This is a genomic window from Kribbella sp. NPDC048928 (assembly GCF_043197975.1).
GTDB lineage: Bacteria > Actinomycetota > Actinomycetes > Propionibacteriales > Kribbellaceae > Kribbella.
Map to the genome: position 1 here is coordinate 70,402 of NZ_JBICUC010000009.1, position 14,780 is coordinate 85,181.

15 protein-coding genes are annotated in these 14,780 nt (G+C 69.5%); 10 read left to right on the plus strand and 5 right to left on the minus strand.

All coding sequences use genetic code 11. The features are described 5' to 3' along the window. Positions 1–24: 24 nt before the first annotated feature. The 5 genes from ACGFI6_RS33235 to ACGFI6_RS33255 form a co-directional block, all read right to left on the minus strand. Complete coding sequence (locus ACGFI6_RS33235; protein ID WP_393125673.1) at positions 25–2,241, minus strand: NADP-dependent isocitrate dehydrogenase; 2,217 nt, start codon at positions 2,239–2,241, stop codon at positions 25–27. A gap of 84 nt (positions 2,242–2,325) precedes the next feature. Next, positions 2,326–2,988 carry a pentapeptide repeat-containing protein gene (locus ACGFI6_RS33240; protein WP_393125675.1) on the minus strand — a complete coding sequence of 221 codons (663 nt, stop codon included), beginning with the start codon at positions 2,986–2,988 and terminating at the stop codon, positions 2,326–2,328. Between the two features lie 123 nt (positions 2,989–3,111). Beyond that, positions 3,112–3,960, minus strand: coding sequence for an ROK family protein (locus tag ACGFI6_RS33245; protein WP_393125677.1), 849 nt, complete (start codon positions 3,958–3,960; stop codon positions 3,112–3,114). A gap of 19 nt (positions 3,961–3,979) precedes the next feature. After that, entirely contained in the window at positions 3,980–4,738 is a 759-nt protein-coding gene (locus ACGFI6_RS33250) for a hypothetical protein (RefSeq protein WP_393125679.1), read from the minus strand. 1 nt (position 4,739) lies between these two features. Next, positions 4,740–5,267, minus strand: coding sequence for a SigE family RNA polymerase sigma factor (locus tag ACGFI6_RS33255; protein WP_393125681.1), 528 nt, complete (start codon positions 5,265–5,267; stop codon positions 4,740–4,742). A gap of 119 nt (positions 5,268–5,386) precedes the next feature. Here ACGFI6_RS33255 and ACGFI6_RS33260 point away from each other — a divergent pair, with 119 nt between their 5' ends. From ACGFI6_RS33260 to ACGFI6_RS33305, 10 genes are all read left to right on the plus strand, one after another. Then, positions 5,387–5,905 (plus strand): hypothetical protein, encoded by a 519-nt coding sequence (locus ACGFI6_RS33260; protein ID WP_393125683.1) that lies wholly within the window; start codon positions 5,387–5,389, stop codon positions 5,903–5,905. 59 nt (positions 5,906–5,964) lie between these two features. Further along, the gene (locus ACGFI6_RS33265) at positions 5,965–6,651 is read left to right on the plus strand and encodes a YcnI family protein (RefSeq protein WP_393125685.1); all 687 of its coding nucleotides are present in this window, start codon (positions 5,965–5,967) and stop codon (positions 6,649–6,651) included. Between the two features lie 2 nt (positions 6,652–6,653). Further along, positions 6,654–7,166 carry a copper resistance protein CopC gene (locus tag ACGFI6_RS33270; protein WP_393125687.1) on the plus strand — a complete coding sequence of 171 codons (513 nt, stop codon included), beginning with the start codon at positions 6,654–6,656 and terminating at the stop codon, positions 7,164–7,166. Then, positions 7,166–8,182, plus strand: a complete 1,017-nt coding sequence (locus ACGFI6_RS33275) for a copper resistance D family protein (protein WP_393125689.1) — start codon at positions 7,166–7,168, stop codon at positions 8,180–8,182. Before ACGFI6_RS33270 ends, ACGFI6_RS33275 begins: the two co-directional genes overlap by 1 nt. A gap of 42 nt (positions 8,183–8,224) precedes the next feature. Then, positions 8,225–8,707 (plus strand): MarR family winged helix-turn-helix transcriptional regulator, encoded by a 483-nt coding sequence (locus ACGFI6_RS33280; protein WP_393125691.1) that lies wholly within the window; start codon positions 8,225–8,227, stop codon positions 8,705–8,707. Positions 8,708–8,921: 214 nt separating this feature from the next. Then, positions 8,922–10,478: an ABC transporter substrate-binding protein gene (locus ACGFI6_RS33285; protein WP_393125693.1), complete on the plus strand. Its 1,557-nt coding sequence runs from the start codon at positions 8,922–8,924 to the stop codon at positions 10,476–10,478. After that, complete coding sequence (locus ACGFI6_RS33290; protein ID WP_393125695.1) at positions 10,479–11,417, plus strand: ABC transporter permease; 939 nt, start codon at positions 10,479–10,481, stop codon at positions 11,415–11,417. Next, positions 11,414–12,193: an ABC transporter permease gene (locus tag ACGFI6_RS33295; RefSeq protein WP_393125697.1), complete on the plus strand. Its 780-nt coding sequence runs from the start codon at positions 11,414–11,416 to the stop codon at positions 12,191–12,193. Before ACGFI6_RS33290 ends, ACGFI6_RS33295 begins: the two co-directional genes overlap by 4 nt. After that, complete coding sequence (locus ACGFI6_RS33300) at positions 12,190–13,725, plus strand: ABC transporter ATP-binding protein (RefSeq protein WP_393125699.1); 1,536 nt, start codon at positions 12,190–12,192, stop codon at positions 13,723–13,725. The genes ACGFI6_RS33295 and ACGFI6_RS33300 overlap by 4 nt, the downstream gene beginning before the upstream one ends. Further along, positions 13,722–14,780 carry a pyridoxal-phosphate dependent enzyme gene (locus tag ACGFI6_RS33305; RefSeq protein WP_393125701.1) on the plus strand — a complete coding sequence of 353 codons (1,059 nt, stop codon included), beginning with the start codon at positions 13,722–13,724 and terminating at the stop codon, positions 14,778–14,780. Before ACGFI6_RS33300 ends, ACGFI6_RS33305 begins: the two co-directional genes overlap by 4 nt.

Here is a 14,780-nt window from a genome sequence, read left to right on the forward strand (position 1 = left end):
TTGCCGGGCGCTCGGGACTTGCGGTCAGAGGGTTGCGAGGGTGGTGTTCCAGGTCTTGGAGGGGCGCATGACGGCGGCGGCCTTGGCCGGGTCGGGCTGGTAGTAGCCGCCGAGGTCGACGGGGGTGCCCTGGACGGCGAGCAGTTCGTCGACGATGGTCTGCTCGTTCGCAGCCAGCGCCTCGGCGAGCGGGGTGAACGCCTTCGCCAGCTCCGCGTCGTCGGTCTGCTTGGCCAGCTCCTGCGCCCAGTACAGGGACAGGTAGAAGTGGCTGCCGCGGTTGTCGATCCCACCGACCCGACGGGTCGGCGACTTGTCCTCGTTCAGGAACGTGGCGGTCGCCCGGTCGAGGGTGTCGGCCAGGATCTGGGCCCGCGCGTTGCCGGTCGCCTGAGCGAGGTGCTCGAAGCTGGCGGCCAGCGCGAAGAACTCACCGAGGCTGTCCCAGCGCAGGTAGTTCTCCTTGACGAGCTGCTGCACGTGCTTCGGCGCGGAACCGCCCGCACCGGTCTCGAACAGACCGCCGCCGGCCATGAGCGGCACCACCGACAGCATCTTCGCGCTGGTGCCCAGCTCGAGGATCGGGAACAGGTCGGTCAGGTAGTCGCGCAGCACGTTGCCGGTCACCGAGATGGTGTCCTCGCCGCGCCGGATCCGCTCCAGCGAGAACGTGATCGCGTCCACCGGCGCGAGGATCCGGATGTCCAGGCCCTCGGTGTCGTGCTCGGCCAGGTACGTCTGCACCTTCGCGATGATCTGCGCGTCGTGGCCGCGGGTCTCGTCCAGCCAGAACACCGCCGGGTCGCCGGTCGCCCGGGCCCGGTTGACGGCGAGCTTGACCCAGTCCTGGATCGGGGCGTCCTTGGTCTGGCAGGCGCGGAAGATGTCGCCGGCCGACACGGCCTGCTCGAGGACGACGTCACCGGCCTTGTTCACCAGCCGTACGGTGCCGGTGGTCTGGATCTCGAACGTCTTGTCGTGCGACCCGTACTCCTCGGCCTTCTGCGCCATCAGGCCGACGTTCGGCACCGAACCCATGGTGGCCGGGTCGAACGCACCGTTGGCGCGGCAGTCGTCGAGGACGGCCTGGTAGATGCCGGAGTAGCTGTGGTCCGGCAGCACGGCGAGGGTGTCGGCCTCGGCGCCGTCCGGGCCCCACATGTGCCCCGACGTACGGATCATGGCCGGCATCGACGCGTCGACGATCACGTCCGACGGGACGTGCAGGTTCGTGATGCCCTTGTCCGAGTCGACCATCGCCAGCTTCGGGCCGGCGGTCAGTTCGGCGTCGAAGGACGCCTTGATGTCGGCGCCCTCCGGCAGCGCGGCGATCCCGTTCAGGATGCCACCGAGGCCGTCGTTCGGGGAGAGACCGGCCTTGGCGAGTACGTCACCGTACTGGGCGAAGGTCTGCGGGAAGAAGGCGCGGACGACGTGGCCGAAGATGATCGGGTCGGAGACCTTCATCATGGTGGCCTTCAGGTGCACGGAGAACAGCACGTCCTCGGCCTTCGCGCGGGCGACCTGCGCGGTCAGGAACTCGCGGAGCGCGGCCACGTGCAGCGCCGACGCGTCGACGACCTCGCCGGCGAGCACCGGGATCGCTTCGCGCAGCACCGTGGTGGTGCCGTCCTCGCCGACCAGCTCGATCCGGAGAGTGTCGTCGGCCGCGATCACGGCCGACGTCTCGGTGGCGCGGAAATCGTCGCTGTCCATCGTCGCGACGTTGGTCTTCGAGTCGCCGGTCCACGCGCCCATCCGGTGCGGGTGGGTCTTCGCGTAGTTCTTCACCGAGGCCGGTGCGCGGCGGTCTGAGTTGCCCTCGCGCAGCACCGGGTTCACCGCGGAGCCCTTGATCTTGTCGTAGCGGGCCTGGATCTCCCGCTCCTCGTCGGTCTTCGGCTCGTCCGGGTACTCCGGGAGGGCGTAGCCCTGGGACTGCAGCTCGGCGACGGCGGCATTCAGCTGCGGGACCGAGGCGGAGACGTTCGGCAGCTTGATGATGTTGGCCTCGGGCCGGTGGGTCAGCTCACCGAGCTCCGTCAGCGCGTCCGCGATCCGCTGGTCGTCCTTGAGGTACTCCGGGAAGACAGCCAGGATGCGGCCTGCCAGTGAGATGTCCCGGGTCTCCACGCCGACACCGGCCTGGCCGGCGTACGCCTGGACGACAGGGAGGAACGAGTACGTGGCGAGCGCCGGAGCCTCGTCGGTGTGGGTGTAGATGATCGTCGAGTCAGTCACAGGCCCACCTTAATGGGCCCTCCGGCCGAACCGGCCCGGGCGTGGGCAGGCTCACCCCGGGCAGGGCTCGGCTGCGGTGATCAGTCAGTCGAGCTCGTCGGGGTGCGCAAGTGTGATACCGCTCGCCGCGGTCACCGCGCTGGTGAACGCGAGCGTGTCGATCGGCGAGGCGGCGGCGACGGTCGCCCCGGCCAGCGAGGCGAGACCCTTCGCGCCCTCCCAGATGCAGTCGACGAAGACCGCAGTGGACGCCTTGACCTGGGAGAACTCCACTCCGGACAGGTCGCAGTTGCGGAACGTGGCGCCGGTCAGGTCAGCGGAGACGAAGTCGGCGCTCTGCAGCCGGCAGTCGGAGAACTCGACCTTCAGGAACTTCGTGAACCGGAACGACGCGAAGTCCAGCACGGTGTCGCGGACGGTCACGTGCTGGAAGCTCGCTCCGGAGGCCGCGAAGCCGATCATCCGGGAGCCGCCGATCGCGACCCGGGTCAGCGCCGCGTCCGCCCAGCGCGAGTTCGCGAGGTCACACTGGGTCAGCTCGGTGTCGACCAGGATCAGCTTCTCCAGCTCGGAGCCGGCCAGCTTGCACCGGGTCAGCCGGCAACCGCCGATCTCGACGTGCTCGGCCTCCACATCGCTGAGGTCCACGTCCTCCAGCCCGAGATCGAGCAACCGCTCCTCGTCCTCGACCTCGGTCGGGACGGCAGACTCCAGCTGGGTACGAAGGCGAGGCGCGGCGATCTTCACGGAGTCGACCGTAACGGCAGTCACCGACAACGGCGGTCCGCCAGGCCATCACAACTGCTGTGCTGCCGCGTCGCTGAGCGGGCCTGGGCCCGGTGCGGCTGATTGTGATGGGCCTGGGGTCCGCTACGCGGTGCGGAGGAAATGCGCGGCGGCGCCGATCAGGGCGGACTGTTCGGTGTCGTGGGTGGCGGAGGCGGGGAAGTCCAGGGCTGACGCGACCAGATCGAAGGCGCCGGAGATGGAGCCGCCGAGGACGGTCTGCGTGACTCCGAAGGCGTCGATCCAGGGCTTCAGTGCGTTGGCCAGGTCGGTGAAGCATGCGGTGAGGACCTCCTGCGCGGCGGTGTCGCCGGCGCGGGCCTGGTCGGCGATCTCCTTGACGCCGGGCGCTTCGGCACCGGTACGTTCGGCGTACCGGCGGAGGATCGCGCGGGCGGAGATCGAGTCCTCGAGCGGCTTCCCGGCGTACGACGTCTTGTAGAGCTCACCACCCGGCGGGACCGTCGGGCCCTCGCGCAGCACCCGGCCGTCGACGAGGAACGCCGTTCCGATGCCGGTGCCGATCGTCACGCCGACGCAGCGCTCGACGCCGCGGACCTCGCCCGCCGTCCACTCGCCGACCGCGAACGCCTCGGCGTCGTTCATGAACAGCGGCCGCTTCCCGCTCAGCTCGGCCTCGAGTTCGTTGCCCAGGGCACCGCCGAGGTCGAACCCGTACAGCTGATCGAACTTGCCCTGGTTGCGGTACCAGGCGACCCCGGTGTCGAAGTCGAACGGACCCGGCAGCGCGACCGCCAGACCGTTTGCCAGTGGCAACTTCCGGGCCGCGTCCGCGAGCTGCGACACCACCTCCGCGGCCGCCGCCTGCGACTCGAGCTTGGCCCGGTCGACCTCCGTCACCTGCCAGGTGTCCGCAGCCACCACGGCCGCCGTCACATGGCTTCCCCCGACCTCCAGCACCGCTACGTCCATCCGCACATCATCGCAGGGGTCAGTACTTCACCCGGAACACCTGCTTCCCCGAGGCGTCGTACATGGTGATGTAGACCGGGTCGGTGTTGAGATTCGTGTTGTCGGCGGTGTAGATCCGGTGCGTCCAGTACCCGTCCTTGACGGTGGCGTCGGCCTGCTGACCGAGACCCGAGAACGCGATCCGGGTGACTCCCTCCGGCACCCGGCCCGCGTAGCTGTACCTGGCTCCTTGGCACTGCCCGTAGTCCCGTGGATCAACCGGCTTGTCACCGCAGGCGCTGCTCCAGTACCGCTGGATCTGGTACGGCCGCGTGATGATGCCGGTGTTGAGCAGTGTCGACCCGAAGCCGCCTACCGGCTTGCCCTGGATCGGTACGCCGGCCACGCAGTACGCGACCTGCGATCCGTCCGGCGACCGGCGGACCAGCATCGAGCCGTCGGCGTCGGAGTCCCCGACCAGGACATCGCTCCAGTTCCTGACGATCTGCAGGCGATACCCCTTGTTGTTGGCGGTGCCGAGGAAGTTGTCCGACTTCGCGCACAGGTCGGTGGTCGGAGCCGGTGCCGGTGGCATTGCAGGCTGCGGCTCGGCGCGGGTGGTGTTGAGTTGGCCCACGAGCACCGCGGCGATCACGACCGCCGCCGCGGTCACCCCGGTCATCATCAGGCGGTGCACGCGCTCGCGGCGACGCCCGGCCGACACCAGCTCGGTGATGTCCGGCGCGAACGTCGTACCGCGCTCGGCGGCCTGATCCATCAAGTTCTTCAGGTCACCCATGTCAGGCCTCCATCCCGATCAGTTCGGAGAGTTCGGCCAGCGACGGGTGCGCGCGGAGCTTGTCCAGGGCGCGCATCGTCTGGCTCTTCACGGTTCCGGGGCGGCAGTCCAGGGCGAGCGCGGTCTCCTCGACGGACAGTTCGTCGAAGTACCGCAGGACGACACAGGCGCGCTGCCGGGGCGGGAGTTCGGCGAGGGCCTTGGTGATCACCATCCGGTTCTCGACGAGGCCGAGCGCATCGCCGACCACGGTCTCGTTGGCGAAGTACTCCTCGCCGGTGACGACCTCCTGGCTGGACTTGCGGCGGAGCGCGTCCAAGGTGGTCGACACGACGACCTTCCGGGCGTACGCGCCGACCACGCCCTTGCGCTGGATCCGGCCCCAGACCCGGTACATCCGGATCAGTGCCTCCTGGGTGGCGTCCTCGGCGCGCCGCCAGTCCCCGCACAGTAAGTAGGCGGTCCGGCACAGAGAGTTGGCGTGCGCGGTCACGAACTCGACGTAGTCCTGCTCCGTGTCCGGCTTCACCCGTGTCTCTCCCCAGTCATGCCGAATCTAACGTGCCAGGTGGCTCAACAGGTTGCACGTCTCCCGGGGGAACCGCCGTCGGTCGCTGTCCGTAGAGTTGCTGGAGCGAGGGGATCGACATGCCGACCGAGAGCAGGACGACATCCGTGGTCGCGGCGCTGAGCGTCGCGGTGGCGGTGATCGGTCACGCGCTCGTCGGGGGTGGCGGGGTGCCGCTCGGCGTCGTACCTCCCTTGGCCGCGCTGGCCGGGGTCTGCTGGCTGCTGGGTGAGTACCTGGCAGGGGAGCGGGTCCTGACCGCGCTGGTGCTGGCCGGCGTCCAGTTGTTCGTCCACGTCACGCTGGATTCGGCGACCATGCACCACGGGATGCCGATCAGCGGCAGCCTGATGATGACGGCCACCCACCTGACCGCGCTGATCGCCGGGGTGCTGGCGGTCGGTGGCACGCATCGGTGGGCCCGGCGAGTATTGCGAGTGTTCGCGCGACTGCTGCCGGAGCTTCCGGTGCTGCGCGCGCTCGCGGTGATCCCGACAGCTCCGGGCTTCTTCATTTCGTGGACCCCGATCGGGGTCCGTCTCGGTACGAGCGTTTCGGGCCGCGGACCGCCCGGCGTACGAGTAACTGCAGCTGTCTGAACCGGCGCTTGCGCCGGACTACTCGTATGCCCCGAAGTTAGGCCCTGAAAGGCTCTTTCATGCCCAAGAGATTCGCCCTGCGGGCGGCCGCGATCGCCGCGGCGTCCGCGCTCGTGGTGATCGGCGCCGCAGGCTCGGCGTCGGCGCACGTCACGGTGTCCTCGCCGGACGCCAAGCCCGGTGGGTACGCGAAGCTGGTCTTCCGCGTGCCGACCGAGTCGGACAACACCAGTACGACCAAGCTCGTCGTCTCGTTGCCCAAGGACCATCCGTTCGCGCACGTCGGTGCGCAGGTGAAGGACGGGTGGAAGGTGGAGAAGAAGGAGGAGAAGCTGCCGTCGGCGGTCAAGGTCGGCGACGTCACTCTGACCAAGGCGATCACCACGATCACCTGGACCGCGACCGCGGGCGGCATCCCGCCGAACGACTTCGACGAGTTCGCGCTGTCGGTCGGGAAGCTGCCGGAAGGCGTCGACGCGCTGAGCTTCCCGGCGGACCAGACCTACAGCGACGGTGAGGTGGTGAAGTGGGCCGAGGTCGCGAAGGACGGTGCGGACGAGCCCGAGCACCCGGCGCCGACGCTCAAGCTCGCCGCCGCGATCACCCCGGTCGCGGCGACGACCTCCGACGACGGTGGGTCCGACTCGCTGGCCCGGTGGCTCGGCGGCGGTGGGCTGTTCGTCGGGCTGCTCGGTCTGGCCTTCGGTCTGCGGTCACGCCGGGTCGCCGCGGAGTCCGGGAAGTAGCCGTGCGCCGACTGATCGCAGTACTGGTTGCGTCGCTGCTCATGCTGGCGGGTTCCGCCGGCATGGCGGCGGCGCACGCCAAGCTCGAGTCGATGACGCCGACCGACGGTTCGTCGATGGCCGCACCGCCGACCAAGGTGGTGCTGACCTTCAACGAGCCGGTCGGCTCCAACGGGACACAGGTCCAGATCAACTCACCGAGCGGCAAGAACGTCGCGAGCGGTGACGTCCAGGTGGTCGACAACACGGTCACGCAGCCGGCCGGCGCGATGGTCGAGGCCGGCAAGTACACGGTCGAGGCGCGTGTGGTCTCGGCCGACGGTCACCCGATCACCATCTCCGGTACGTTCACCGTCACGCACGCCGGTCACCCGGCCGTCGACCCGGGAACACCGACCTCGACAACCCAGCAGGAGGGCGGCTCCAACACGGTCACCATCGTGGCGATGTGCCTGGTGATGCTCGTCGTCGTGGCCCTCGCTGTGGTGATCGTCCGCCGCCGACCCGCGTCGTGATGAGCGAACGCACCGCACGGTCCGCCGGAGCGCGTATCCGGCTGGCCGTGCTCGGGATGGTTGCCGTCGGCCTCGTTGTGATGGTCGGCGCCCTGTACGCCGGGGGCGGCGCTCCGCAGAAGCCGGCCGACGGACTGCTCGGCGCCGGGCTCGGTGTCTCCTGGGCGGTCCTGGTGCTGCGGATCGTCGCCGACGCCGCCACGGTCGCGACCGCCGGAGCACTGCTGGCGGTGTTGTTGTTCCTGCCGGCGAAGGGCGGAAGGCTCGGTGCCAAAGCGATCCACGCCTGTCAGGACGCCGCGCTCGCCGCGGGGATCTGGGCCGTTGCGAGTATCGGCGGGCTGATCACGACCGCGACCGTCATCCTCGGTATCCCGCTCTCGCATCTGGCCGAGCACGCCGACTCGGCCGGCCAGATCACGCAGGTCCGCGCGCTGGCGGTCGCGGTCGTACTCACCGCCGTACTCGCCGTGATCCTCAGTGGGACCAAGACGCTGCGCGCTGCCCGGGTGGCCGCCGTGCTCACGGTCGCCGCGCTCATCGGTCCGCTGCTGACCGGTCATGGTGCGATCGACCGAACCAACCTGTGGTCGGTTCTCGCGACGGTTTCGCTCGTCGTTCATGTGACCGCCGCCAGTGCGTGGGTCGGCGGGCTCGGCGCCGTACTGCGGTATTCGCGGTCCCGCGAGGCCGCGGAGATCTTCAGCAAGCTCGCGCTGGTGTGCGCGGTGACGATCGGCATCACCGGACTCCTGACCGCAGAGATTCACCTCGACGGTCGGCAAGGTGGGTGGGGCCTGATCACGCAGTGGGTGACGACGGGGTACGGGGTGCTGGTGCTCGGGAAGGCGCTTGCGTTCACCGCGTTGGTCTTCATCGGGTGGCAGCACCGCCAGGGCACGCTGCCGCGGCTGGCGACCGGCGACCCGGCCGCGTTCCGTCAGCTCGCGGTCCTCGAGCTGTTGGTGATGGCCGGCACCATCGGGCTTGCCGTGGCCCTTTCCCGCACGCCGTAGCGGACTCGGTGACATGTCAACGTCTGTCCGTACAATGGGCAGATGAAGGAACCGCAGTGGCTCGACGAGCGTGAGGCGCGACTCTGGCAGTCGTACCGCGACACGCATCGCGAACTGATGCGTGCGCTCGAGGCGCGCATGATCACGAACTCGGGCCTGTCCGGCGCCGACTACGCCCTGTTGCACCCGTTGTCCGAGGCGGAGGACGGCGTCCTGCGGACCCGCGATCTCGGCCGCTCCGTCGGCTGGGAGCGCAGCCGCCTGTCGCACCAGGTCAGCCGGATGGAGAAGCGCGGCCTGGTCTGCCGCGAGGAGTGCACCTCCGACGCCCGCGGCTCGATGGTCCGCCTCACCGCCCTCGGCCGGAAGGCGATCGACGCCGCCGCCCCCGACCACGTCGAAGCCGTCCGCAACTACTTCTTCGACCGCCTCACCCCCAACGAGCAGGCCCAGCTCACCACCCTCCTCGACCGCATCGCCGCAGCCCTCCCCAACACCTGCACCCCCTCGGACTGCGAGGAGTAGCACCCGTACCGAACAACGGGTAGTGGTGCCCTTTCCGCCCAGGCAGCGGGTCGGGCCGAGCGTGCGCGCCGGGCGGCGGGACCTCCACTACCCGTCCTTCGGTACGCCCTGACACGCCGCTACGCAGAGCGACCGGTTGGCGGCTGCCGACAGAATGAGTGCGGTCGGGTTCGGATGCGCGCTGGATTTGACAATCGTTTTCACCAAGGTGAGGATGTGGCGCGTGTCCGAGGCGTTGGGTAGGCGTGGGTTCTTGGGGCTGGCCGCTGGTTTGGCCGGTGGGTTGGCGGGGGCTGCGGGGCTGGCTGCGATTGCCGGGTGTGGGTCCGCCGCGGCGGAGCCGAGGCCGGGTGGCCGGCTGCGGGCGGTCTATGCCGGTGGTGGGGCGAAGGAAGTGCTCGATCCACACGTGCAGAGCCTGTTCGTGGACATCGCGCGGCACAAGGCGCTCTACGAGAAGCTGGTCGAGCTCGGCCCGGACCTGAAGCCGGTGCCCCGGCTCGCGGCGCACTGGGACCACGACGGTACGGCTGCCACCTGGCGCTTCACGCTGCGGGACGCGACGTTCCACGACGGCGCGAAACTGGTCGCCGACGACGTGCTGTACAGCCTGACCCGGATCATCGATCCCGCCGTACCGGAACGGGTCGCCCAGTCGTCGCTCGCGACGCTGGATCTCAAGCGCAGCAAGGCGATCGGGCCCTCGACGGTCGAGCTCGTGCTGACCCGGCCGGACGCCGAGTTCCCCGCGTTGCTGGCCGGCATCGGCATGCAGATCGTGCGCAACGGCTTCAAGGATCCTTCGAAACCTGTTGGTACGGGCGCCTTCCGGTACGTCTCCTTCGAGGCGGGCCGCTCGATGATCGCCTCGCGGTACGACGACTACTGGGACGAGCCCGCGCGGATCGAGGAGTTGCACGTCCTGTCCGCGGACTCCGACGCACGGGCGAACGCGGTCCAGGGCGGCCAGGCCGAGTACGCCAACGACATGACCGCGACGTTCGCGCGGACCGCCGAGGCCGGGAAGACGGTGCGGATCGTGGCCGCGGAGGCGAGCACGCTGCAGGCGTTCGTGATGAAGGTCGATCAGCCGCCGTTCGACAATCCTGACGTCCGGCTGGCGTTCAAGCTGCTCGCGGACCGGCAGCGGCTGGTGGACGTTGTGCTCGCCGGACGGGGTGAGGTGGGGAACGACCTGTTCGGCAAGGGATATCAGTACTACCCGGCCGAGCTCCCGCAGCGCGAGCGGGACGTCGAACGGGCGAAGGCGTTGCTGGCGAAGGCCGGACTCGTGGGCAAGGAGGTCGAGATCTTCACCGCGGACGCATCGGCCGGGTTCGTGGAGGCGGCGACGTTGTTCGCGGAGCAGGTCGCGGAGGCGGGCGTACGGCTGAAGGTGACGACCGGCAGCCCGCAGACGTACGCGAAGGACCTCCTGACGAAGGGGGCTATCGGCAACCACCGCTCGGGGGCGATGCCGATCCCGCAGTACGTCACCGATCGCCTGCTGTCGCACTCGCCGTTCAACGTGACGCACTGGCGGCGGCCGGCGTTCGACGCGGGGTTCGCGGCGGCGCGTGCTGTGACGGACGAGGCGGAGCGCTCGCGGCGGTACGGCGCACTGCAGAAGACGTTGCGCGAAGAGGGCGGGATCCTCGCGTGGGGCCTGCCGGACTACCTGGTCGCGGTGTCGGCCAAGGTGCAGGGGGTGCAGGCGGCGCCGCCGAACACCATGGACCAGGGCCGGTTCGACAAGGTGTGGCTGGCCTGAATGCGGTCGTACGCCGTCCAGCGAGCGCTGCTCGCTGTGGCGCAGCTCGCCGTGCTGTCGGGACTGGTCTTCGCGCTGACGTCGTTGCTGCCGGGCGATGCTGCCGACCTGCGGTTCACCGAGACGCTGACGCCGTCGCAGGTCGCTGCCCTTCGGGTCGAGCTCGGCCTCGACCAGCCGCCGGTCGAGCGGTTCGTGCACTGGCTGGGGAACGTACTCACCGGTGATCTCGGTACGTCGTTGATCAGCGGCGGTCCCGTACTCGACATCGTGCGGCACTCGATCGGCGCGACGCTCGTCCTCACCTTGACGACCCTCGCGCTCGTCGTCCCGCTGGCCGTTGCCCTGGGCATCGTCATGGGAACGCGGGAGAACGGACGCCTCGATCGCGCGATCACGTCGGTCACGCTGGCGCTGTCCGCGATCCCGGACTTCGTGATCGCTGTGGTGCTGGTGGCCGTCTTCTCGCTACGCCTCGGGTGGTTGCCGGCGACCTGGATCGGCGGCAATCTCCTCGCGTCGCCGGCGCTGCTGATCCTGCCGATCGGAGTGCTGTTCGGCCGGACGGTCTGCTTGCTCTCACGGCAGGTCCGCGCCGGGACGGTCGCTGCTCTCGACGCGGAGTACATCACCCAGGCGCGCCGCCTCGGGGTCCCACGCCGTCAGTTGCTGCTACGGCACGTCCTGCCCAACGCTGCGGTGCCCGGGGTTCAGGAGCTTGCCCGTACGGGAGACACGCTGCTGGGTGGTGTGCTGGTGGTCGAGGCCATCTTCGCCATCCCCGGCTTCGCAACCGCACTGGTCGACGGTGTCGAGACTCGGGACGTTCCCGTGGTCCAGGGCCTCACCTTGGTCCTGGCGATCGCCGCCCTGCTCATCAACCTGGCCGCCGACCTGGTCTGCAATCGCCTGGTCCCACGGACGGCGCTCCTCCGATGAAGCGCGTCGCGGTGGGGTTGGCGCTGGTGCCGCTGATCGTCGCGGTGTTCGGGCCGTTGATCCCGTACGACGTGCAGGACGGACTGCCGTACTCGTCCGAAGGTCTGTTGGGGACCGATGGTTTGGGGCGGGACGTATTCGCGTTGGTGCTGGTTGGTGGCCGCTCGGCGTTGGGGATGGCGTTCGGGGCCGTTGCGTTGGCGTACCTGCTCGGTGGGCTGGTCGGTCTGACGGCCGCGTCCACTCGGCATCGGTGGCTGGACGAGGGCCTGATGCGGCCCCTCGACGTACTGCTGCCTTTGCCCTCGCTGCTCGTGATCAGCGTGGTCGCGGTCGGTTGGCGCGCGTCGGCGGTCGCGATCACCGTGGCTGTTGCTCTCGTCAACGTGCCGACTGTCGCGCGCCTGGTCCGGGCGGCTGCACTCGACGCGGCCAGTGGGCCTGTTGTCGAGGCGCTCCGGATGCAGCGGGAGTCATGGTTCACGATTCAGCTCGGATACGTCGGACGTTCGGTGCTCGGGCCGGTCGCCGCGGATCTCGGTACCCGGATCACGCTCGCGGTGTTCCTCGTTGCCTCGGTCAACTTCCTCGGACTCGGGCTGAGTCCGACCGCACCCGACTGGGCCGTGAGCGTCTCGCGCAACCGTGAGGGTCTGCTGCTGCAGCCGTGGTCTGTCCTCGCGCCGGCGCTTCTTCTGGTCTCGTTCACTCTCGGCTTCAACCTCCTGGCCGACTGCCTCGTTCACCACGCTCGCAGTCCGGTGGAGGCGCGATGAGCGGGGCGGAGCTGCTGGTTCGGGTGCGCGGGCTGTCCGCGGTCGCGGGATCCGCCGTGCTTGTGGACGACGTGTCCTTCGACGTGGTTGCCGGGGAAGTGACTGCGCTGGTGGGTGCTTCCGGGTCGGGGAAGACCACCTCGGCGCTGGCGTTGCTGGGGGAGTACGGGGACGGCGTACGGCTGAATGGGCTGGTCGAGGTCGCCGGCCGACTGGTTGTCGATGGCAACGGAGTGACGGACGCCGACGTCCGTGGCCAGGTCGTCGCCTACCTCCCGCAGCACCCGGGCAGCGCACTCAACCCGGCAAGGCGGATCGGTACGACGCTGCACGAACTCGCGAAGCTCCACGACGGCGACGCCGGTGAGGCTGTCCGTGCCGCACAGCTGCCCGGCGACACGGCAACGCTCAAACGGTTTCCGCACCAGTTCTCCGGAGGCCAGCGGCAACGCGTGGCGCTCGCACAGACGCTGACCTGCCGTCCGCAGGTCCTCGTGCTCGACGAGCCGAGCACCGGGCTCGACTCGATCACCAGGCTGCGTCTCGTCCACGAGCTCCGTGATCTCGCCGCCGCGGGCCTCGGCATCCTGCTGCTCAGTCACGATCTCGACCTGGTCCGCGCGCTCGCCACCCGGACCGTGGTCCTCGACGCCGGGGGCGTGATCGCCACCGACGTACTCCCCGAGCCGCCGGACCTGCACGCTCCGGGAACCAGCACGCCCGGACAACCGTTGCTAAGAGCAATGAACCTGTCAGCCTCGTTGCGCCCGCGCGGTCGCGGCGCCGTACTGCACGAGGTCGACCTCACTGTCCGCGCCGGCAGCTGTCTTGGCGTCGTCGGCCGCTCCGGCAGCGGGAAGACCACGCTCGCCCGCTGCCTCGCCGGTCTGCACGAGCGCTACACCGGCACCTTGCTTCTTGACGACGACAACCTCCCGGTCCTCCGCAAGCGCACCCTCGAGCAGCACCGCCGCGTCCAGTACGTCTGGCAGGAGGTCCGTGGGTCGTTCGACGAGCGGCGCCCCGTCGACCAGCAAGTTGCCCGTACGGCCGAACGCTTGCGCGGACTCGCCCCGGAGCAAGCCCGCGCCGAGGCCGTCTCGACCCTGGCTCGGCTCGGTGTCGCCGCGATCACTGCCGCTCGCCCGCCGAGCAGGCTGTCCGGCGGCGAACTTCAGCGCGCCGCACTCGCGCGGGCGATCCTCGCGAACCCCGAGGTCCTGATCTGTGACGAGATCACAACCGCCCTCGACGATCGCGGTACGGCCCTGGTCCTCGACCTGCTCGGCGAGCTGAAGGCCCGCGGCACGGCGCTGATCTGGATCGGGCACGACCTCGGTCTGGTCGCGGCCGTCGCCGACGAGGTCGTCGTCCTGGACGCCGGACGGATCGTCGAGCAGGGCCCGCCGGCAACCCTCACCACCGAACCGCGCCACGAGCTGACCCAGCGCCTGGTCGCCGCGGCCCACATCGGTGACCCCGAAGCTCCGCCCATGCTCACCCTCGATCCAAGGAGCGAACCGCGCCGATGACGCGACTGCACGACCACCTGGCGGAGGCCATCAAGGACCCGGACCCGATCCGGGTCAGATCGGCGTCCGGGGACGACCTGATCTGCCTGCGGTTCGAGACCATGAAGGTGTACTCGGCGCTCGGCGCCGTCCGGCACCTGCTGGAGACCGGCCGGGTCCGACCAGGCGACACGCTGATCGACAGCTCGAGCGGGATCTACGCGCACGCCCTCGCGCTGGCCTGCCACCGGTACGGGATGAAGTGCCACATCGTCGGCTCCACGACGGTCGACCGGACGCTGAAGATCCAGCTGGAGATCCTCGGCGCGACCGTCGAGCAGGTGCCGTCGTCGAACAACCTGCAGCTCGATCAGAACCTCCGGGTCCGCCGGATCGGGGAGATCCTCCGCGACAACCCGACGTACCACTGGATGCAGCAGTACCACGACGACATCCACTACCTCGGGTACCGCGCGGTCGCGGACCTGGTCGCCGCGCTCGTCCCGACCGGGCCGTTGTGCCTGGTCGGAGGCGTCGGTACCGGGGCGTCGACGGGCGCGATCGCGGCGTACCTGCGTGACGGTGGGCGGGACGTGAATCTGGTCGGGGTGCAGCCGTTCGGGAGCGTGACGTTCGGGGCCGGGCACACGCAGGATCCGGAGATGATCATCGCGGGGATCGGGAGCTCGATCGAGTTCCGGAACGTACGGCACGAGCTGTACGACCGGCTGCACTGGGTCTCGTTCGAGTACGCGATGTCGGCGGCGGTCGATCTGCTCCGGACGTCCGGGGTGTTCGCGGGGCTGTCGGCGGGGGCGGCGTACCTGTCGGCGCTCTGGGAGCACAACTGCGACCGCGGCCGGCAGCACGTCTTCCTGGCGGCGGACACCGGCACGAGGTACGTCGAGTCCGCCTTCGCCCGCCACGCCGAGGCCCGCCCGATGGCGTCGATGCGCCCCCAGGAGATCGACTCCCTGGAAGACCTCAAGGTCCCCTGGTCCACCATGCCCTGGCACCGCCGCGAGCCGACCCAACTTCAGCGCCGGGAATTCCCATCTGCGACTCAATCGCATTAG

Bases quoted from the DNA above. Each gene is read 5' to 3' on its own strand.
- ACGFI6_RS33300 (WP_393125699.1), top strand. From the start codon at position 12,190: ATGAGCGGGGCGGAGCTGCTGGTTCGGGTGCGCGGGCTGTCCGCGGTC.
- ACGFI6_RS33245 (WP_393125677.1), bottom strand. From the start codon at position 3,960: ATGGACGTAGCGGTGCTGGAGGTCGGGGGAAGCCATGTGACGGCGGCC.
- ACGFI6_RS33260 (WP_393125683.1), top strand. From the start codon at position 5,387: ATGCCGACCGAGAGCAGGACGACATCCGTGGTCGCGGCGCTGAGCGTC.
- ACGFI6_RS33275 (WP_393125689.1), top strand. From the start codon at position 7,166: ATGAGCGAACGCACCGCACGGTCCGCCGGAGCGCGTATCCGGCTGGCC.
- ACGFI6_RS33290 (WP_393125695.1), top strand. From the start codon at position 10,479: ATGCGGTCGTACGCCGTCCAGCGAGCGCTGCTCGCTGTGGCGCAGCTC.
- ACGFI6_RS33265 (WP_393125685.1), top strand. From the start codon at position 5,965: ATGCCCAAGAGATTCGCCCTGCGGGCGGCCGCGATCGCCGCGGCGTCC.
- ACGFI6_RS33280 (WP_393125691.1), top strand. From the start codon at position 8,225: ATGAAGGAACCGCAGTGGCTCGACGAGCGTGAGGCGCGACTCTGGCAG.
- ACGFI6_RS33295 (WP_393125697.1), top strand. From the start codon at position 11,414: ATGAAGCGCGTCGCGGTGGGGTTGGCGCTGGTGCCGCTGATCGTCGCG.
- ACGFI6_RS33305 (WP_393125701.1), top strand. From the start codon at position 13,722: ATGACGCGACTGCACGACCACCTGGCGGAGGCCATCAAGGACCCGGAC.
- ACGFI6_RS33250 (WP_393125679.1), bottom strand. From the start codon at position 4,738: ATGGGTGACCTGAAGAACTTGATGGATCAGGCCGCCGAGCGCGGTACG.
- ACGFI6_RS33285 (WP_393125693.1), top strand. From the start codon at position 8,922: ATGTGGCGCGTGTCCGAGGCGTTGGGTAGGCGTGGGTTCTTGGGGCTG.